Raw genomic sequence first — 19,961 nt, 5'->3', positions numbered from 1 at the left:
GCCCCTAACACCACAAGCCCCTCTTTCGAGGGGCTTGTTTTTTCTCCGGACTAAAGTTAACCACCTGAAAAATACTGATATAAACGAGTGGCTCCTGCTTGCAGTATGCGCATTTTTCCGTCAATCTGAGCGTAACCATAGGAGGGTTCAATGCGTCTAGCCGGGAAACTTATTGCTACCTTTATCGTCTTGTTGCTGCTTGCCCTGACGATATTGCTCACCCTGCTGCACACGCAGTACACAACGGCAATTATCCGCTACGGCATCAACACCCTCAGCCCCTATGCTTTCGACGCGCGCCACATTCACTACACCATTACCGAGCCCTGGCGCCTTACGATAGAGCAACCTAATTTCAGCCTGGGACAGGAGCCTTCTTTTCACGCCGAACAATTGGATCTGTGGTTCACCCCCACCGAGCTGCTATCTCCTGGCTGGGCGTTTAATTCAATTTTGATCGCAGGATTTCGCCTGTCGCCAGAAACACCGCTACCCAACTTGCCTGCAATCCGAACTAACCGCCTAGCACTCACCGACTTCGAGTTCGTTACCCCTGAACTGACCCTGAAAGAAGGCCAGCTACAACTGGATAACTGGCACAGCCAGCCCCAGTCATGGGGAAGCTTCAGCGGAGACATCCAACTGTCGGCTACACAGGCTCGCTGGCAACAAGTAGTGTTGAAGAATGTGCTGCTCGACGGAACACGCAGCTATCAGAATTGGAAAATGCACGGATTTTCCTTTGACTGGCATCAGGCCAACCTTAGCGGTCAGGCTGAATATCAGTCCAAGGCAGATACCAGCACCCTGGTACTGCACCAACTAACCGTGTCCGGTTTGCAGATCCAGGACGGCAAACAGATTGCCACCCTTAAATCACAGTTTGAGCAGTTAATCTCACCATCTACCAGCATCGATATTCGACGGCTCGATATTCTCGACAGCAGTATTGAGCTGGCAGATTACACCATCAACAGCGGCAACCTGTCGCTGCATAACTGGCATTGGCCAGCCAGCCCGTGGCAACAGCACGACGCTTATCTTTCTTTGGGTGCCAGCACTGTTCGCTGGAAAAATACCGTGCTCGACGACCCGCTGGCCGAGCTGACCTTTTCTCCGCAGCAAATCAACATTGAAGGCATGTCGGCCAGGCTCCTCGACGGTTATGTCCAGACTGACGGGACCGTCACCCCCGACACGCTGGCCCTTAACCAGCTAACCATCAACAGCATCAGGTGGTTTCTCCCCGAGCAGTGGCTTACTGAGCTAACAGCACACAGCCGCTACTTCGACAATATCAGCCTGACAAGCCTTGATATCGGCTATGCCCAGCTTACCGCTCCCCACTCTCAGCTTCCCTTCCAGCTATCAGGGATCAATGCCAGCGGTCACGATCTGGTGCTCAAGCGAAGGGGAAAGGCGGGGCTATGGCAGGGCAAGCTGCATGCCAGTGCCGGCTTTGCCAGCATCAACAGCATAACTATGGTCGAGCCCTTTATCGAAATGAACAGTCAGGCGGGCCAATGGCAGCTGACAAAACTGCTGATCCCGTTTCGTAACGGCTTGCTCGAAGCCGAGGCGACACTGGATCTTCACCGCGAGGGCCAGCCGTGGCAACTTGCACTGACTGCCGACAGCATGCCTGCCAGTATCTTGCCGAAGTGGCTCAGGCTTTCTCTTCCGGTCAGTGGAGCTATGGACATTGGCCTGACCGCCAGTGGACTGGCCCAGCATGCTACCGGATTGGCCTATAGTCTTGACGGGGAACTCAACGGGGAGCTGCGCCAGCTACAGCTCGACAAACAGACAACCGCCCAGCTCTGGCAACAATGGAGTCAACGCAACGTCTCGGCATCAAGCCAACACCCGGCAGAAGGACACAGTCCGCTGACAGCCTCCTCCCTGTCGGTCACTGCCGACCGGGGACGGATCACCGTCGAGCCTGTGGTTCTAAAAGGCGAGGACTTCGCCGCCACCTTGCAGGGTCACTGGGATCTGGCCAATCCGGACAAGCAGTTGATCCAACTCCAGGCGACACAGGGCTGCAAGGTGCTCAGCCGGGACTGGCGCGGCGATCAGCAACAGCTGTCGCTGTCACCCTGCGACGGCAACAGCATATAGGTGCCGGTAAAGGTTGAGGCTAGCTGCTCGCCACTGTATACGTTGACTTCGACGACCACCCGGCCTTTCCGGCCACTGGCCAGCCGGTCCAGATCACCACGCAGGCTCTCGACCGAGGTCACTGCACGCGGGCGCTCCTTGACCGGGGCGACATAGCGGATATGACTATCCGCCAGCACAATATCGGCAGCCAGCTTGCGCTCTTTCAGCAACATCCAGACAAAACCCCAGCCGGACAGCGTTGCCATGGTAAAGATACTGCCGGCAAACATGCTCTCGCTCGGGTTCAGGTTGGCGTTGATCAGGGCACTGACCTCGAAACGATAACCGGTATACTGGCTGATTTTGACGCCCATCTTTTCACTGATAGGGATCTGGTACTGCCACAGTTCCTGAAGCTCCTGACACCAGTCAGGGTGACGCACCACCTCGTTCAAAGGCTTGAGGTGCTTTAGCATCTGCTGGTGCCTCACCGGCCCTCGCTCTTCGCTCAGCTCGCCCTGGCTGGCAAAGTCATTGCGCAGATAAAACGGAATGGCATCCTCACGGGCATTACAGACCAACCGCTTGGCTCCTTCCTGACGCGCCAGCGACTCCAGCGCCATCAGTACCAACGCGCCCATCCCCTTGTGCCGGTATTTCGGATGCACGGCCATAAAACGGATCTGGCCATCATTGTCCGGCGTCATATACAGGCGGCCAATCGCAATCGCCTCGCCGCTGTCGCTGACGATCATCCGGTGACATCCTAGCTCGTCATAGGCATCACGTTCCGAACCAACCGGCATGTGCCACGGCTCACGCAGCATTCGCCAGCGAAAATCATAGTACTTGGCCAGTTCGTCCTCTGTTTGCGGGGTGATCAGTCGAAACATGCAATCCTTCTCCAACATTCCTTGAGCGGTTATTCGTGTGATCTACTCTATACCTGAAGCCAGAACGTCACCGGGCCATCGTTCAGCAGCGCCACCTTCATGTCAGCAGCAAAAATACCGGTTTCAGTCTTGATCTCTTTGGCCTTACAGCTTTCGACAAAATAATCGTACAGACGTTCCGCATCGGCCGGTGTCGCCCCGGCAGAAAAGCTCGGACGCATACCACTCTTGGTATCGGCCGCCAGGGTAAACTGGGAGACAACCAGCACGCTGCCGCCAGCCTGCTGTACATTCAGGTTCATCTTGCCGGCGTCATCTTCAAAAACACGGTAACCGAGCACCTTATCACGTAAACGTTGCGCTTTAGCCTCATCGTCTCCTTTCTCTACGCCCAGCAGTACCAGCAGGCCCTTGCCTATCGTACCGGTCGCCTGTCCCTCGACAGTCACACTGGCTTCACTTACACGTTGAATAAGCGCAATCATTCTTTTGGCTCCTTGAGTTCACTTTTTTCATCATTCGACGGAGAGACCGCCGGGGCTTGCGGCGGCGTATCTTTCTTCGTCGTCGGCAGCCAGTGTACACGTTCTCCCAGGCTGGCGGTAATTTCCGCCCCCAGCAACACGATACACCAGCACAGGTAGACCCAGACAAACAAAATCGGGATCACTGCCAGCGCCCCGTAAATCACCTGATAGGACGGGAAATTGGTAATATAGAGGGCAAAGCCCTTCTTGCTCAGCTCGAACAGCATACTGGCAATAAGGGCACCGATCAGCGCGTGGTTAAACCGCACCTTGGTATTCGGCACCAGCAAGTACAGCCCCAGAAACGCGCAGCTGGACATAATCACCGGCAATCCGCGCAACGCCTGCTGAAAGACCCCGCTAACGGCTTCGCTATCAAGCAAGTTGAGCGAGCCGAGATAAGAGCTCACCGCAATACTGGTACCGACCAGGATCGGCCCCAGGGTCAAGACCATCCAGTAAATAGAAAACGAAATCACCGGGCGGCGTTTTTCATGCACCCGCCAGATATAGTTGAGTGACTTGTCGATGGACGAGATCAGCATCAAGGCCACCACAAACAATGCCGCAACCCCCACCGCCGTCATCTTGCCGGCATTGGCGACGAACTCATTGAGGTATTGCTTGACCACTTCACCGGCTGCCGGCACAAAATTTTCGATCACAAAGTTTTGCAGTACCTCGCCCAGGCCGGCAAACACCGGAAAGCTCGAGAGCGCAGACAGTACCACGGTCAGCAGCGGTACCAGCGACAGCAAGGTCACATAGGCCATCGACCCTGCCGCCACCGTCAGCCGATCATGGCCAATTCGCCGATTAAGGTATTTCAGATAGGCGATACCGAGAAACACAGGCCGTCGCCAATTCCACTTGCCAGTTATCTTTTTGTCAGCCATATTCTGTTTTATTTATCTGTTTTTAATAGTCAAAATAGTTGGTTCAGTTGGCGCTGGCAACTCTGTGACCGCTGGCCTTACCAACTGATCAGGAGCCTGTTATGCCTTACTTGCTTGTTGCAATGCTCAGCCTTACTCTGCTGTCCGGGTGCCAGAGCGCCTACTATTCTGCCATGGAAACCGTCGGCGTCCATAAGCGCGAGATCATGGTCGACAGAGTCGAGGAGGCGACGGAAGCCCAACAGGATGCCCAGCAGCAGTTCACCAGTGCCCTTGATGCTCTCAAGGCCCTGAACCAGTTTGATGGCGGCGAGCTGGAGGCGGCCTACAACACCATCAACGATCAATACGAGGCCAGCTCTGATGCGGCCGAGAAAGTCAGCAGCCGTATTGCCGCCATCGAAGATGTCGCCGATGCCCTGTTTGACGAATGGCAGGATGAACTGTCGCTCTATACCAGCAGCAACCTCAAGCGCGAAAGTGAAAAAAAGCTCAGCAGCACCAAAGCATCATACCGCCAGATGCTGGGTGCCATGCACCGGGCAGAACAAAAAATGGCCCCGGTTCTCAATACCCTGCGTGATAATACCCTGTACCTGAAGCATAACCTCAATGCCGCCGCTATCGGCTCCCTGCAGGGCGAGTTCGACTCACTACAACGCGACATCCAGCGCGCGATTTCCGATATGCAGGCTGCCATCGCCGAATCTGAGCGCTTTATCGCCCAGCTGAAAAAAGCCTAGCCTTGCCTTAGCCGGGTCTGCACCCAGCAGGCCCGCTCCTCGACGCTGCCCCAGGGCACCTCCTCGACGCGATAACCCAGCGCCAAATACGTCTCAACCAGCTGCCGGTGGATCTGCTCCGCTTCGGCAAAGCTATGCGGGCGCTCTTCGTCCTGTACATAAATGTCCCGGTTCGGGGCACAGCAAAAGACAGTCGGATAATAGCCCTTCGCCGCCTCAAGGTAGCGCTCGGCCACCGGTTCACCACCAATTTCCAGATAGGCACAAATATCGCCGACAGCCCGATCAACCATCGCCGGTATCGTACCTTTGCCCGCCAGATTGCGCTGCTCGGTCATCATCTCCAGACACAGCTGCGCAAAAGCCGGCAAATCTGTCCAGGGCAGCACGCCACCTTCAAGCTGCGATTGCTGCTGGATCAATGCTCGGGAGGCTTCCGGAAATACCAGATAGCCTTTCTTTCCCATCGCATTTAGCAAAGTGGTTTTCCCGGCTCCCGGGCCACCAGTAATAATAATAGGCTGCATAGGGGTATTCTTTTGATTTTATAGGGCTCAGATACAACAATCCCCCCATGGTAGCACCGATGGGGGGATGAATTAACGGCAAGACGTTAATGCTAACGCTTGCTGATTATTTTGCAGCGCGGCTCGCACGTTTACGATCCGTTTCCGTCAGTAGCTTCTTACGGATACGGATGCTTTGTGGCGTCACTTCTACCAGCTCGTCATCATCGATGAACTCCAGCGCCTGCTCAAGGGTATACTTGATAGCCGGTGTCAGTACCTGCGCCTCATCAGTACCAGAAGCACGTACGTTGGTCAGCTGCTTGCCCTTCAGACAGTTAACAGTCAAGTCGTTAGAACGGTTGTGAATACCGATGATCTGACCTTCGTATACTTCGTCCGCGTGCTCAGTAAACAGGCGGCCACGCTCCTGAAGGTTGAACAGGGCGTAGGTCAGTGCCTTACCGGTTGCGTTCGAGATCAGCACGCCGTTGTTACGCTGGCCGATTTCGCCGCCTTTGTGCGGACCGTAGTGATCATAAGTATGGTAAAGCAGACCAGAACCTGAAGTCAGCGTCATGAACTCAGTCTGGAAACCGATAAGACCACGAGAAGGCATCATGAAGTCCATGCGAACACGGCCCTTGCCATCCGGTGCCATATCAGTCAGCTCACCTTTACGCAGACCGATGTTCTCCATGATACCGCCCTGATGCTCTTCCAGCACGTCGATAGTCACAACTTCGAACGGTTCCATTAGCTGACCATCTTCTTCTTTGATGATTACTTCAGGACGCGATACTGCCAGCTCGAAGCCTTCACGGCGCATGTTTTCAATCAGGATAGACAGGTGAAGCTCACCACGGCCAGAAACGCGGAATTTATCCGGGTCTTCCGTTTCTTCAACGCGCAGGGCAACGTTGTGTACCAGTTCTTTCTGCAGACGCTCAAGGATGTTACGTGATGTAACGAACTTACCTTCTTTACCTGCGAACGGAGAAGTGTTCACCTGGAAAGTCATGGTTACTGTTGGCTCATCAACAGACAGAGCAGGAAGTGCTTCAACAGTGTTAACGTCACAGATAGTGTCAGAGATTTTCAGCTCGCCAAGACCGGTGATCGCAATGATGTCACCCGCCGTTGCTTTTTCAACTTCATGGCGCTCAAGGCCCAGGTAGCCAAGTACAGTACCGACTTTACCGTTACGCTTCTTACCATCGGCACTAATTACAGTGACCTGCTGGTTAGGGGCCACAGAACCACGCGTTACACGCGCAACACCGATAACACCCACGTAAGAGCTGTAGTCTAGCTGAGAAACCTGCATCTGCAGTGCGCCTTCAACATCAACAGCCGGTGCCTCAACGTTATCAACGATAGCCTGGAACAGCGGTTCCATGTTGTCGCCGGTCACACCCTCTTCCTGGGTCGCCCAACCGTTTAGTGCCGATGCGTAAACAACCTGGAAATCCAGCTGCTCGTCAGTTGCACCCAGGTTGTCGAACAGATCGAACACCTGATCCATAACCCACTCAGGACGAGCGCCTGGGCGGTCAATCTTGTTAATTACAACGATTGGCTTCAGGCCGTGGGCAAACGCTTTCTGGGTAACGAAACGAGTTTGCGGCATCGGACCATCAACGGCATCAACGATAAGAAGTACAGAGTCTACCATCGACATGATACGCTCAACCTCACCACCGAAGTCGGCGTGTCCCGGGGTATCAACGATGTTGATGCGGTAATCATTCCAGTTAATCGCTGTGTTCTTGGCAAGAATGGTGATACCACGCTCTTTTTCGATATCGTTGGAATCCATTACGCGCTCTTCAGCTTCACCGCGAGACTCTAACGTACCAGACTGCTGAAGCAGCTTATCGACCAGGGTGGTTTTACCGTGGTCAACGTGCGCAATAATTGCGATATTTCTTAGTTTATCGATCTGTGGATTAGACATGGATTTCACATTCACTCAGAACATGCAGCGACCCTATGGCGGCTACTTGGTTAAAAAAACGGCTCATAATCTAACAGATTTTACGCCAAAACCCACGAAATATGTGATTTATATCACCAGCTTTTTTAATAAAGCCCGTAATAGCTGATTCCGCACAGGCATTACCTACCGATTTCCTGCCAGCACCCAACTCGCTTTTTCCTCTTTGCAGCCATATCCTTAGCCTTGACAGCTAGCATTTCACCCACTATTTCGGCGTAATTATGCAGTCTTTCGTTTGACAATATACCGTCATCGGCTAATAGTAGAGACGCACCAAGATTGTGAATCGACGCACCAACGCACCAAATTGGTGCGCAAATTCACCAAAACAGTGCAATTTAATGGAATTATTGGGCCCCAACCTGCGCTAAATGGGCGATTTTGGGGCTTTTAAAAGTTGGCACGGTTCTCGCAAAGATAATTTCAGCTGAACAACATAACTGTTCATCACTTATTTTTGCGGCCAGTTGCCCAATCTAACACCGGAGGTTACTCAAGATGTCAGTAGAAAACGTACTAGCGCTGATCCAGGAAAACGAAGTTAAGTTTGTTGACCTACGCTTTACCGACACCAAAGGTAAAGAGCAGCACATCTCTATCCCAGCTCACCAGATCGATGCTGATTTCTTTGAAGAAGGCAAAATGTTCGATGGTTCTTCGGTTGCTGGCTGGAAAGGTATCAACGAATCAGACATGGTTATGATGCCAGACGCAGCAAGCGCGGTATTGGACCCGTTTACTGAAGATGCAACCCTGAACGTTCGTTGTGACATCCTTGAGCCTGCAACTATGCAAGGCTACGACCGTGACCCACGTTCTATCGCCAAGCGCGCTGAAGAGTTCATGCGTGCCACTGGTATTGCAGACACCGTTCTGATTGGTCCTGAACCAGAGTTCTTCCTGTTTGATGACGTGAAGTTCAGCACCGACATGTCAGGTTCATTCTTCAAGATTGATGATGTGGAAGCGGCCTGGAACACAGGCTCTGATTTCGAAGGCGGTAACAAAGGTCACCGTCCGGGCGTTAAAGGCGGTTACTTCCCAGTAGCTCCGGTTGACTCGTCACAAGACATCCGTTCAGCCATGTGTCTGATTATGGAAGAAATGGGCCTAGTTGTTGAAGCGCACCACCACGAAGTGGCAACTGCAGGTCAGAACGAAATCGCGACCCGTTTCAACACCCTGACAACTAAAGCCGATGAAATCCAGGTTTACAAGTACGTGGTGCACAACGTTGCGCACGCATTTGGTAAAACAGCAACCTTTATGCCGAAGCCACTTGTAGGCGATAACGGCTCTGGTATGCACGTCCACCAGTCTCTGGCCAAAGATGGTCAGAACCTGTTTGCCGGCGACAAGTACGGCGGCCTGTCTGAAATGGCGCTTTACTACATCGGCGGTATCATCAAGCACGCACGTGCAATCAACGCCTTTGCCAACCCGGCGACTAACTCGTACAAGCGTCTGGTACCTGGCTTCGAAGCACCTGTTATGCTGGCCTACTCGGCTCGTAACCGCTCAGCTTCTATCCGTATCCCTGTGGTACCAAGCCCGAAAGCACGTCGTATCGAAGTTCGCTTCGGTGATCCGGCAGCTAACCCATACCTGGCGTTTGCAGCGATGCTGATGGCTGGTCTTGACGGTATCCAGAACAAGATCCACCCAGGCGAAGCGATGGACAAGGATCTGTATGACCTACCGGCAGAAGAAGCAGCAGAAATCCCAACAGTTGCCGAGTCACTGCAGGGCGCACTACAGAGCCTGAACGAAGACCGTGACTTCCTGACTGCGGGCGGCGTGTTCTCTGATGACTTCATCGATTCTTACATCGAGCTGAAATCTCAGGATGTAGAGAAGGTTAACATGACAACCCACCCACTTGAGTTTGACCTTTACTACTCTGTATAAGTAATTCATACATTACTTAACGATTAAGATTTAGGCCTGCTTCACAAGCAGGCCTTTTTGATCTTGCCGTCTCCCCAGCAGCTGAAACACTCATAGTCACCCGATGACTATCTGCAGCCTTCTCACACAAACTGATGAAATACATCCCCTTTCAGCAACTGGCTACCTGCCTGCTGCTCGGACTCACCACTGCACCATGGCTACAAGCCAGCCCGATTTATACCTGGGAGGATGACCGGGGCGTCGTACACTTTTCCGACCAGTCCAATCCGAACGCCAATATCGTTGATCTAGACGTCCTGCCTGCCATTGAACTCCAGCCAAACCCGGCAAGCCCGCCGGGCGCGGACAAGCAGGATATCCAGTCCAGCCAACCAATCACCGTCCGTCTGCTGTCACCTCACGACCAACAGACATTGCGCGACAATCAGGGGATCATCAAGGTGGCAGCCGCCACCAGCCAGACACTGAAGAAGCACCACCGTGCCCAGTTGCTGCTCAACGGCACCCCCTATGGCTCGCCGCAATCCCGGCTCAACTGGCACCTGAGCAATATTGACCGCGGCAGTCATACCCTACAGGTCCAAATATCAAATAACGGCAAGGTTATTGCATCATCAGAAGTAATCACTGTTTATCTACATCGGGCTTCACGTCTCCAGCCTCAACCGCCGGCGATAACACCCAAGTAACACTGAGCTGGCGCGATTTTCGGTTCACGATGTAGCGTAGACAGGCTACACTTGATTGCACCAAGTTGGTGCATCACTTGTGCGCTGCACCAAAGTGAACGGGCAATACAAGGATGATAATCGTGACAGCCTCTTTTACCCCTCTGATCCTGGACAATTTGGTTACTGCGATACTGCTGCTCGACGAAGGGTTGACGATCCGCTATGTCAATCCGGCTGCGGAGCAATTGTTGTCGTTTAGCAAGCGTCGCCTCAACAATACTTGCTTCCCGGAGTTGCTTCAGCATTCCTCGCTCGACCTTGGCCTGATCCAGGACACCCTGCAAAGTGGACAAGGGCTGGCAGACAGCGATGTCACCTTTGTCATTGACGGCAGACACTACACCCTGGAAGTCAATGCCAGTCCGCTGTCATGGCAAAAGGAGCTGTTGATCCTGCTAGAGCTCAAACCTATCGATCAACAACGCCGGATCAGCCAGGAACTGAGTCAGCATGCCCAGCAACAGGCCGCCAAGGAGCTGGTGCGCGGGCTGGCGCACGAAATCAAGAATCCGCTCGGCGGGTTGCGCGGCGCTGCCCAGTTGCTGGAAAAGACCCTGCCGGATCCTAGCTACACCGAATATACCCAGATGATCATCGAGCAAGCCGACCGGCTGCGTAACCTGGTTGACCGGCTGCTGGGTCCGCAACGACCGGGCTCACGCCAGGTAGATAATATTCATGTGGTACTGGAAAAAGTTCGCCAGCTGGTCGCCATCGACAGCGGCAGCAATATCCGGCTTCACCGTGACTACGATCCGAGCCTGCCGGACTTCACCATGGATCCGGAGCAGCTGGAACAAGCCATACTCAATATAGTCAGCAATGCCGCCCAGGCCCTGCAGCAGCACGGCGGCGGGAACATTACCCTAAAAACCCGGACCGCCCATCAGACCCTGATCCATGGCAAGCGCTATCGTATCGCCGCCAAGGTCGACATCATTGATGACGGACCGGGGATCCCCGGCGACATTCAGGACACCCTGTTCTACCCCATGGTGACAGGCCGGGAAGGGGGAACCGGACTGGGGCTTTCTATCGCCCAGAACCTGATTGATCAGCACCAGGGAAAGATTGAAGTTGTCAGCTGGCCTGGCCATACCAAGTTCACCATTTATCTACCGATAAAATGATGGGTAGCAGACACATCACCGATGAACGATAACGAGAGAGGACGTGATATGAGCAAAGGATTAATTTGGGTTGTCGATGATGACAGCTCAATTCGCTGGGTGCTGGAACGTACCCTCAATGCGGCCGGATTAAAGTGTGAAACCTTTGCCAACGCTGACAGTGTCATCGAGTCACTGGAGCGCAGTGTACCTGACGTCCTGGTCTCCGATATCCGGATGCCGGGGATGGACGGGCTGACCTTACTCAAGTCGCTGCAGCAGGATTACCCGGCTCTGCCCGTGATCATCATGACCGCGCATTCCGACCTCGACGCTGCAGTCAATGCCTACCAGGAAGGCGCTTTCGAATACCTGCCCAAACCCTTTGATATCGATGAGGCGGTCAATCTTGTCGAGCGTGCCGTCACCCACAGTCAGGAACAAAAACGTCAGCAGCAGCCAGAACAGGAAGAGAAAAATGCCCCTGAAATCATCGGCGAGGCGCCGGCAATGCAGGAAGTCTTCCGGGCCATCGGCCGCCTGTCACGCTCTTCCATCTCGGTGCTGATCAATGGTGAATCCGGGACAGGTAAAGAGCTGGTTGCCCACGCCCTGCACCGGCATAGCCCGCGGAGCCACAAGGAGTTTATTGCCCTCAATATGGCAGCGATCCCTAAAGACTTGATTGAGTCCGAATTGTTCGGCCACGAGAAAGGGGCATTCACCGGTGCCAACAGCGTCCGCCAGGGGCGTTTCGAACAAGCCAACGGCGGTACCCTGTTTCTGGATGAAATTGGGGATATGCCGCTCGATATCCAGACCCGCCTGCTAAGGGTACTGGCAGACGGCCAGTTTTATCGGGTCGGCGGCCACTCACCGGTTAACGTCGATGTGCGGATCATCGCCGCCACCCACCAGGATCTTGAACGGCTTGTGGCCAACGGCGACTTCCGGGAAGACTTGTTTCACCGCCTCAATGTCATCAGGGTCCACCTGCCGGCGCTGAAAGACCGACGCCAGGATATCCCGCAGCTGACCCGCCATTTTCTCCAGCGAGCCTCCGATGAGCTTGGCGTCGAGGTGAAGACTCTCCACCCGACCACGGAAGCCACTCTGACCGACCTTAACTGGCCAGGTAACGTTCGCCAGCTGGAAAATACCTGTCGCTGGCTGACGGTGATGGCCAGCGGCAACGAAATTCTGCCGACCGATCTGCCGCCGGAGCTACTGACCAACGATACCCACACCGAACCCCATAACGGTCAGGGACACTGGCACCATGCACTCGAGCAATGGGCTAAAGATACCCTGCAGCAGGGTAACCAGAACCTATTGGGAGAGGCCTTGCCGGTGTTTGAGAAAATCTTGCTCGAGACGGCGCTGGAACATACCCACGGCCACAAACAGGAAGCCGCCAGGCTGCTTGGTTGGGGACGGAATACCCTGACCAGAAAACTAAAAGAGCTCAATGTCGTGGCGGATTAAATGACAGTTCAGTAACACCCCATGGGGGCGCGCAAGCCCTGGCAGGCCTGCCCTCATCGACTGAACTCTCAATTTAGCGGCATGGATATAACATTCCTGAAAAGATCATTTGCAAGTTCTGCCAATTTACCTGACTATCAGAAGATAAGAATTACAGTACGACGTATCTACTATCACAGAAAATGCTTAAGTCTCGCCTGCTAACACTGCGCTTAGCGGTCATGGTGCCGTTTACCTCATTATTGTTGTTAACTGTCGGAGTGATCGCCATCGCCCAGCAGAACAGCTACGAGCGTATGCTGTCCGAAGTCAGCGGCAAGCTTCTGGGCTCCTACACCCGAAGCATCAGCAACGACTTGCGGGTATTTCTTGGCGACCCTTTCAATACCAACCTGACCATCGCCGATAGTATCCAGCGTCACCAGCTATACCAGCCACCACGGCTAACGGGGCTGGAAGCGTACCTGAAAGACGCCATCTCGACCCTGTATATCCACCAGCCCCAGATCACCACCATCGGCTTCGGCAGTGAAGACAAGTACTTCGTCGGCTTTCGCAAAAAGAACCAGCACCAGCTTTCATTAATCCTGAAGGACCGGCGTACCGACAACGAGCTCCATATCTATAACGGTTCGACACACTTCGGCACGACCACCCACAGGATCAGCAAGTACGACCCGACCCGGCGTCCCTGGTACGAGCCCTTTGCCCGCAGCCTCAGCCCAGGATGGGCCGGGGTATATACCAACCAGGACGAAACGCAATCGCTGACCATTTCCGCCGTCAGCCCGGTGATTGACGATAGCCACCATACCTTGCTCGGGGTGATGGTGACAGACATAAACCTCAACTACATCAACAAGTTCTTGCAAAGAGAAAGCAAAGACTTTTCCGGCAGCACCTACATCATCAACGAAGAGGGCACCCTCATTGCCAGCTCGGTGCTGCCACCGGCAGAGCAGCCCGCCACCCAGTTGCCGCAGCCCGACTCTCTCATCGCCGCCAGCCAGGCCTTCATGACGCAGACCCAGCTGCCCCTTGCCAGCCAGGGAACAGAATTTGAGTTCGAACACGACAACACCCGCTATTTCAGCCGGATAACCCCTTACCAGGACGAATACAGCCTCAAATGGAAAATCGTCGTTATCATGCCCGAGAAAGAGCTGCTGGGACAGCTACCACAGCATCAGAAATCGGGCCTGCTGGCGGCCGCAATGCTGGCTGGTTTCGGCCTGCTGGTCGGCCTGCTGGTGCTAAACCGATTAACCCAGCCGATCACCGACATTGCAAAAGCCTCACAGAAAATCACCGAGAACAATTGGAGTGTGGATATCCGGCAGGGATTCAGGCTGCACGAGACAGACCAGCTCGCTCAGGCCTTCCAGGCAATGTCCTCCCGCCTTCAGCATTCGTTTAACTCGCTGCGCAAGCAGGTTCTCTATGACAATCTGACCGGGCTTTTGAGCCGGGAAGGCATTAGCGAGGCGACGTCAAGCCCGCATGCCAAGCAGCAGGCCACCCTGATGATCATCGGCCTGAAAGCCTTTAGCCATATCAACGACAGTATCGGCCACCTCAATGGCGATCAGCTTCTGGTACTTATTGCCCGCCGCCTCGAGCGGGATTTGCCTCAGGGAGCCTTGCTGAGTCGAGTCGGCCGGGACGAGTTCGCGGTATTTATTCCCGGCCTCGATACCCATGAAAAGGCAGAACTAATCGCCAACCAGCTACTGAGCCCTTTCTCTTTTCCATTCATCGTCAATGGTGTCGAGGTCATGGTGTCGGCGAGCATCGGCGCTGTCCAGGGAATACTGCCGCAAGCCGGCATGGCCGAGTGGCTGCGCAATGCCAGTCTGGCACTCAACAAGGCCAAGATGCAGGAAGATACACCGGTTCACTATTTCGAGCCGAAAATGCTTGAGGCCTCGCTGGAAAAAACACGGCTGGCCGCCGAGCTCAACCGGGCTCTCGAGCACAACGAGCTTGAAGTGCATTTCCAGCCTCTGATTGATTTGGCCAGTGAAACAACCTGCGGGGCCGAGGCTCTGGTTCGCTGGCGCAGCCCGACTCGGGGCCTGGTTCCCCCGAATCAGTTTATACCGCTGGCGGAAGAGAACGGGATGATCATCGAGATGGGCCAGCAAATCCTGCGCCTGGCCTGTCAGCAAACCAGCCAGATGATAGCCCGGCAGCATTGGCCGCAATCCTTTATGCTCCACGTCAACTTGTCGGTTCGCCAGTTACTGCAGGCCGACTTTGTCGAGCAGGTCGAAGCTATCCTGGCAGAGTCGGGGTTACTGGCAGCCAACCTCACGCTGGAAATCACCGAGTCCAGACTGATAAGCCAGCCCCAGCAGGCCACCGAGGCCCTGCAACAGCTACGCCAGCTCGGCATCCATATTGCCATCGATGACTTCGGGACCGGCTATTCCTCGCTGTCCTATCTGGCCCAGCTGCCGTTTGACAGCCTGAAAATCGACCGTTCTTTCGTCAACCAGATGACCGAGAGCAACAACTACACCCCGGTTATCGCCGCGATCATTACCCTGGCAGAGAACTTTAATGCCGATATCGTTGCCGAGGGCGTTGAAACCCAGGAGCAAACCCAACAGCTGAAAGCCCTCGGCTGTCGCTATGCCCAGGGCTTTTACTACGCCAGACCCCAGCCGCTCAGTGAATGGTCAACAGCTCGGGTAAGCATCGACCCAGTTTCTGCCGACATCGACAATTATCAGCACTAACGATACTGATTAGTGTTTCCTCTCTACGTTTACTGGCCTGCCTTCATGCCAGAGTCCGAAAAAGATGCACTCAGAGCGAGATCAGCCAACTGCCGATTCAGAGGGTTAGAAAGAAAGATTGGCCATATGGATATTTCCGCTCGTTTTTTGAGCAAAAACAATTCCATTTTGGCTAATTTTGCGTAGAATACGCCCACTTCAAAGCCAAACCGCGCCAGCTTAGTCCTCTCGGACTCTCGCTCTCATGGCTTTTGAGCGGGATAAAACAGCACGCTGCTTTATACCATCCGCGATAACACCAACAATAACACTGTGGGATCAACCACCATGCTGGAAAGTATTCTCTCATTCAGTGTGGCTATACCTGCCGTCAGTGAACTTGCAGCCAATGGTTCAGGCCATTTTGCTGCGGGTATTCTGACCTTGTTAGCTACCGTCAATATGTTTAACAGCTAAGCTGTTATATCGCCCCCGTCTCGGGGCGGTATTACGCAAAAGCCCCCGTACCCAGGCCAAGAGCCAAAGTACGGGGGCTTTTGTTATAACCGTTCCGGCAAAAATTAAATCACGCGGGAGAACTGCTGCTGACGCGCCCGATCACGAAGATATTTGTCAAAACACATACAAATATTGCGGATCAGCAAGCGGCCTTTCAGCTCCACCTGGATATAGCGCTCGTCCACGGTCACCAGCTCATCGTTGATAAAGGTCTGCAGCAACTCCAGATCTTCGGCAAAGTAAGTATTAAAATCGAGGTTGAAACGCTGCTCGATATCACGCTTGTCCAGCTGGAAGTTACATATCAGCGCCTTGATCACTTCACGGCGCAGCAAGTCGTCGGCATCCAGCGAGACACCTTTCCACAACGCTTCACGCTTGTCGTTCACGCTGGCATAGTATTTTTTCAGCTCTTTCTGGTTTTGGGCATAGCAATCACCAATCATCGAGATAGCCGACACCCCAAGTCCCAGCAGATCACAGTCGCCCTGGGTGGTATAGCCCTGGAAGTTACGATGCAGGATACCGTTGCGCTGCGCCACGGCCAGCTCGTCATCCGGCAGGGCAAAGTGATCCATACCGATAAACTGGTAGCCCACGCCCGTCAGGGTCGCGATGGTATCTTGCAAAATAGCCAGCTTCTCTTTCGCGGCCGGCAAATCGGCCTCGTTAATCTTGCGCTGAGCGGCAAACAGTTTCGGCATATGGGCATAGTTGAAAATCGACAACCGGCCCGGCTTCATGGCCAGTACCTGCTCCAGTGTTTTGGCAAACAGCTCCCGGTTCTGTTTCGGCAGACCATATATCAGGTCCAGGTTGGTCGAACGGAATCCCAGCTCTTTGGCCCTTTCTACCATGGCAAAAATGAATTCTTCATCCTGCTCGCGGTTAACCAGCTTCTGCACTTCCTTGTTGAAGTCCTGGACCCCGATGCTCAATCGGTTGAACCCTTCTGCCCGCAGGTGATCCAGCATATCAAGGTCAATTTCGCGCGGATCCACCTCGATACTGATTTCGGCATCCGGCGCAAAGTTAAACAGCTCACGTAGCAAGCCCATCAGGCGGCTTACCTGAGGCTTGGTCAGAAACGTCGGGGTACCCCCGCCCCAGTGCAGCTGGCTGACATTACGCTCACCCAGCAACGCCGCCCGCTGGCGGATTTCCTGCTCCAGGGCATCCAGGTACTGGTCAGCCTTGTGCTGATGGCGGGTAATGATCTTATTACAGCCGCAGTAATAGCAAAGCTTGTGACAAAACGGGATATGGACATAAAGTGAAAGGTTGCGTTCCGGATACTGCGCACACGCCATATCAAATTCCGCCGGCGTAAAGGCCTCATGAAATTCGAGGGCGGTCGGGTATGAGGTATAACGGGGGCCTGAGTAATTATATTTTTCTATCAGTGCCTGATCCCAAATAATCTGCTCATGTGACATGACTTACTTCCACTCAAGGTCTTGGGGTGAATTGCGAATGCCAAGTGTGCCATAACTTGGTAAAGATGTAGACGTTTTACTTTTTTCAGCTAACTGAAATGATGACTAGCTCAGATTCTTCCCTGGCACCGAGCAAAAAACCTCATCCATCTGTTAGCTTCAGTATAGATGAGGTCTTTCAATCCTATGAAAGGCAGGCGTAATCTAGGTCTTCAGGGTCAAAATAACATCCAGCTCGCGCTTGATGTCATCACCCAGCCGAGCTTCGGCCTTCATTCGCAGAAGGTCCTGCTTCATACGTTCTTTCTTCTGCAACGCCTTGCGGGCATCACCTCGGTGCATATCTTTAACCACCAGATAAAGCTCGTTCATCGCCGGATACTGGCTGGCAAAATCAACCTGCTGCTCGCCTTGCAGCACTTCCATCAGCTTATACAGGCGAATGGAGATTTCCGACATATCGCACTGATCCTGCTTGCCAGCCTCAGCGATAATGAACACGCTACCCATAATGTTGGTATTGCGCTCTTTGATCTTTTCAGCCTGGTGAAGCTCAGCCCGCGCCATAAAAGCCTTGTGGCGTGTCGTTTGCCGATAAAGTTTATACAGCAAATACCCAGCATATGCCGCCAGTACGGCGATCACACTGCCGGCCAGTCCTAGCCAAAGCGTCATATCCTGCAAGGGTTACTCCTTATCGAACGGGTTTCTAGAAAGAGTGTCTGTCTTACTTCTCGTCCGAGTTCTCAGCCGAGTCCTCGAACAGACCGAAGTCTGCGTTTTCAAACTGCTCAAGCAGATCATCGTCAGAAGAGACTTTGGCAGCCGGTGCAAAATCATCAGCCGTTTGCGGTTCGTCATCTTCCAGCAAACCTAGCTGGTTCATTAGCTGCTCAATACGATCCAGTTTCTGGTCAACTTGCTTCTGCAGGCCCGCACCCAGGCTTTCACCCGCTTCAATGCGATCCAGCAACACCATTAGCTGAGCATCATTTTCCAGCATCGCCAGCTCTTGCTCGGCACTCAGGCGGCGCTCTTTCTTGGTCGCAGGCTTCTTGGCTTCTACAATCAACGGAACCGGCTTCTTGCTGCCATGACGTGGGTCTTTACGTTTCGCCAGCGTTCTGGCATCCGTCGTCTGCGCTTCCGAGTGGCGGCTACCAGACTTCAGTCCCTTGCGCTTTTTGTCTTTCTGGCGTTTACGGGCTTCTAAATCAATCTGAGTTGTTGATTTTTTTGTAAATTCAGCAGGACCTTCTGATCCTGGCTTACGGCTTCTTTTCTTACGGGTCATTACTGGGTTTTCCTCAGCAAAATTACATCATTTCCAACAAACTCGACTTCCAGGCCATCGCGCTTTGCCAGGTAACGGAAAGTCTCGCGGCTAAAAAAGCTCACGTGGGTTGGGTCGTTCTTGTAATGCCAATGCGCAAAGGCATCGGCATCTGTTGCTAACTTGGTCATAAACCCCAGCCATCCGCCGGGTTTTACCATCGCCGTCAGCAGCCCCCATTCCTTTGCAGGCGTATAAAAGTGTTCGATTGCCTCTGTGCAGGTAACAAAGTCATATTGCCGGTCCAGCACGGCCGGATCATGGGCAAAATACGGATCATATATAGCCATATTATACCCCATCTCTGCGAGCATCACGGATAGGGTCGGCCCCGGACCACTGCCAAAGTCCAGCCCGGAACAGGATGACGTCCCCAGCCGTTCGACCAGCGGATCGGCAAGCCGGCCCAGAAAGCGACGGTAACCTGGATCATCAGGGTTGTTTTCATGCTTGTCGTAGACCGCCTTCTCATCGTCCGGTGCCAGCAAGGCCTCCGGATCAGCGAATACCAGCGCACACTCCTGACAGCGAAAGTACACCCGGCGCTTGTCCTGGTGGAAAGTATCGGCCGAATGGCTTTGGCATAACGGGCAGGGCTGCATGAAAAACTGTCTCCTATTAGCCAAAATGCAACACACTACATATGGCAAGCGGGCTTAAAATGAAGCCGGGTATAATAGCAGATTCGATCGAGAAATGTGCACTTTCGCAGCAAACTGGCCGGGGAGACCAAGGTGAGGCTGGCTGAAAAGAAAAAAGCGACAGGTGATCACCTGTCGCTCTATGGGCCGCCATTGCTGGCTTTATCCTGTCTAGTCTGTCCTTAACCAGTATGTAAACATCCCGGTCTGACAATAGTCCTTTTGTTATTGGTGCTTTCCCTGCCAACGTTGCTTGTTCTTCATCGTCCTGATGAATTCTTACCTTCCGTGTTACTGTTCCCTGTCACGTCGATCATTCCATGACCGGCTTATCCGTAAAGCTTGTTGCCGTCCTGACAACACAATTCACCATCCCTGTGGGCGTGCCTTCCGTCGCACACCTGATTCT

At 53.6% G+C, this 19,961-nt stretch carries 17 protein-coding genes; 8 read left to right on the top strand and 9 right to left on the bottom strand.

Annotation, left to right across the window (positions count from 1 at the left end):
- The first annotated feature begins 150 nt into the window (after positions 1-150).
- Positions 151-2,121 carry an AsmA family protein gene (locus BIT28_RS03130; protein WP_075762183.1) on the top strand — a complete coding sequence of 657 codons (1,971 nt, stop codon included), beginning with the start codon at positions 151-153 and terminating at the stop codon, positions 2,119-2,121.
- On the opposite strand, the gene BIT28_RS03125 is transcribed toward BIT28_RS03130, so the two are convergent.
- Genes BIT28_RS03125 through BIT28_RS03115 form a run of 3 tightly spaced genes read right to left on the bottom strand, consistent with a single transcriptional unit; the run spans position 2,076 to position 4,419 of the window.
- Positions 2,076-2,996, bottom strand: a complete 921-nt coding sequence (locus BIT28_RS03125) for a bifunctional GNAT family N-acetyltransferase/hotdog fold thioesterase (RefSeq protein ID WP_075762182.1) — start codon at positions 2,994-2,996, stop codon at positions 2,076-2,078. The genes BIT28_RS03130 and BIT28_RS03125 overlap by 46 nt on opposite strands.
- 47 nt (positions 2,997-3,043) lie before the next feature.
- A complete protein-coding gene (gene dtd, locus BIT28_RS03120; protein WP_075762181.1) occupies positions 3,044-3,481 on the bottom strand; it encodes a D-aminoacyl-tRNA deacylase in 438 nt (145 codons plus the stop codon).
- Entirely contained in the window at positions 3,478-4,419 is a 942-nt protein-coding gene (locus BIT28_RS03115) for a virulence factor BrkB family protein (RefSeq protein ID WP_075762180.1), read from the bottom strand. The genes dtd and BIT28_RS03115 overlap by 4 nt, the downstream gene beginning before the upstream one ends.
- A 101-nt stretch (positions 4,420-4,520) precedes the next feature.
- Between BIT28_RS03115 and BIT28_RS03110 the strand changes: the two genes are divergently transcribed.
- The gene (locus tag BIT28_RS03110) at positions 4,521-5,162 is read left to right on the top strand and encodes a DUF2959 domain-containing protein (protein ID WP_075762179.1); all 642 of its coding nucleotides are present in this window, start codon (positions 4,521-4,523) and stop codon (positions 5,160-5,162) included.
- Here BIT28_RS03110 and BIT28_RS03105 read toward each other — a convergent pair.
- Positions 5,159-5,689, bottom strand: a complete 531-nt coding sequence (locus BIT28_RS03105; protein WP_075762178.1) for an AAA family ATPase — start codon at positions 5,687-5,689, stop codon at positions 5,159-5,161. The genes BIT28_RS03110 and BIT28_RS03105 overlap by 4 nt on opposite strands.
- A 106-nt stretch (positions 5,690-5,795) precedes the next feature.
- Positions 5,796-7,625, bottom strand: coding sequence for a translational GTPase TypA (gene typA, locus BIT28_RS03100; RefSeq protein WP_075762177.1), 1,830 nt, complete (start codon positions 7,623-7,625; stop codon positions 5,796-5,798).
- Between the two features lie 540 nt (positions 7,626-8,165).
- Here typA and glnA point away from each other — a divergent pair.
- The 6 genes from glnA to BIT28_RS30160 all read left to right on the top strand — a co-directional run bounded on the left by glnA (position 8,166) and on the right by BIT28_RS30160 (position 16,100).
- Positions 8,166-9,575, top strand: a complete 1,410-nt coding sequence (gene glnA / locus BIT28_RS03095) for a glutamate--ammonia ligase (protein ID WP_075762176.1) — start codon at positions 8,166-8,168, stop codon at positions 9,573-9,575.
- A 134-nt stretch (positions 9,576-9,709) separates the two neighbouring features.
- Positions 9,710-10,267, top strand: coding sequence for a DUF4124 domain-containing protein (locus tag BIT28_RS03090; protein ID WP_075762175.1), 558 nt, complete (start codon positions 9,710-9,712; stop codon positions 10,265-10,267).
- Between the two features lie 113 nt (positions 10,268-10,380).
- On the top strand, positions 10,381-11,439 hold the full coding sequence (glnL, locus tag BIT28_RS03085; protein WP_089153653.1) for a nitrogen regulation protein NR(II): 1,059 nt from the start codon (positions 10,381-10,383) through the stop codon (positions 11,437-11,439).
- Between the two features lie 48 nt (positions 11,440-11,487).
- Positions 11,488-12,903 carry a nitrogen regulation protein NR(I) gene (gene glnG, locus BIT28_RS03080; protein ID WP_075762173.1) on the top strand — a complete coding sequence of 472 codons (1,416 nt, stop codon included), beginning with the start codon at positions 11,488-11,490 and terminating at the stop codon, positions 12,901-12,903.
- Positions 12,904-13,085: 182 nt separating this feature from the next.
- A complete protein-coding gene (locus BIT28_RS03075) occupies positions 13,086-15,644 on the top strand; it encodes a bifunctional diguanylate cyclase/phosphodiesterase (RefSeq protein ID WP_075762172.1) in 2,559 nt (852 codons plus the stop codon).
- 327 nt (positions 15,645-15,971) lie between these two features.
- Positions 15,972-16,100: a hypothetical protein gene (locus tag BIT28_RS30160; protein ID WP_281251545.1), complete on the top strand. Its 129-nt coding sequence runs from the start codon at positions 15,972-15,974 to the stop codon at positions 16,098-16,100.
- A gap of 104 nt (positions 16,101-16,204) precedes the next feature.
- Here the strand turns inward: BIT28_RS30160 and hemN are convergent, their stop codons facing one another.
- The 4 genes from hemN to BIT28_RS03055 form a co-directional block, all read right to left on the bottom strand.
- Complete coding sequence (gene hemN / locus BIT28_RS03070) at positions 16,205-17,578, bottom strand: oxygen-independent coproporphyrinogen III oxidase (protein WP_075762171.1); 1,374 nt, start codon at positions 17,576-17,578, stop codon at positions 16,205-16,207.
- Positions 17,579-17,782: 204 nt separating this feature from the next.
- A complete protein-coding gene (locus tag BIT28_RS03065) occupies positions 17,783-18,253 on the bottom strand; it encodes a DUF2489 domain-containing protein (RefSeq protein WP_075762210.1) in 471 nt (156 codons plus the stop codon).
- A gap of 52 nt (positions 18,254-18,305) precedes the next feature.
- Positions 18,306-18,872, bottom strand: coding sequence for a Der GTPase-activating protein YihI (gene yihI / locus BIT28_RS03060; protein WP_075762170.1), 567 nt, complete (start codon positions 18,870-18,872; stop codon positions 18,306-18,308).
- Positions 18,872-19,513, bottom strand: coding sequence for a class I SAM-dependent methyltransferase (locus tag BIT28_RS03055; protein ID WP_075762169.1), 642 nt, complete (start codon positions 19,511-19,513; stop codon positions 18,872-18,874). The genes yihI and BIT28_RS03055 overlap by 1 nt, the downstream gene beginning before the upstream one ends.
- Positions 19,514-19,961 lie beyond the last annotated feature (448 nt).

Source organism: Photobacterium proteolyticum (assembly GCF_001939735.1).
Taxonomy (GTDB): domain Bacteria; phylum Pseudomonadota; class Gammaproteobacteria; order Enterobacterales; family Vibrionaceae; genus Photobacterium; species Photobacterium proteolyticum.
The sequence above is the reverse complement of the archived record's forward strand: the minus strand, read 5'-3'. Positions and strand labels throughout refer to the sequence as shown.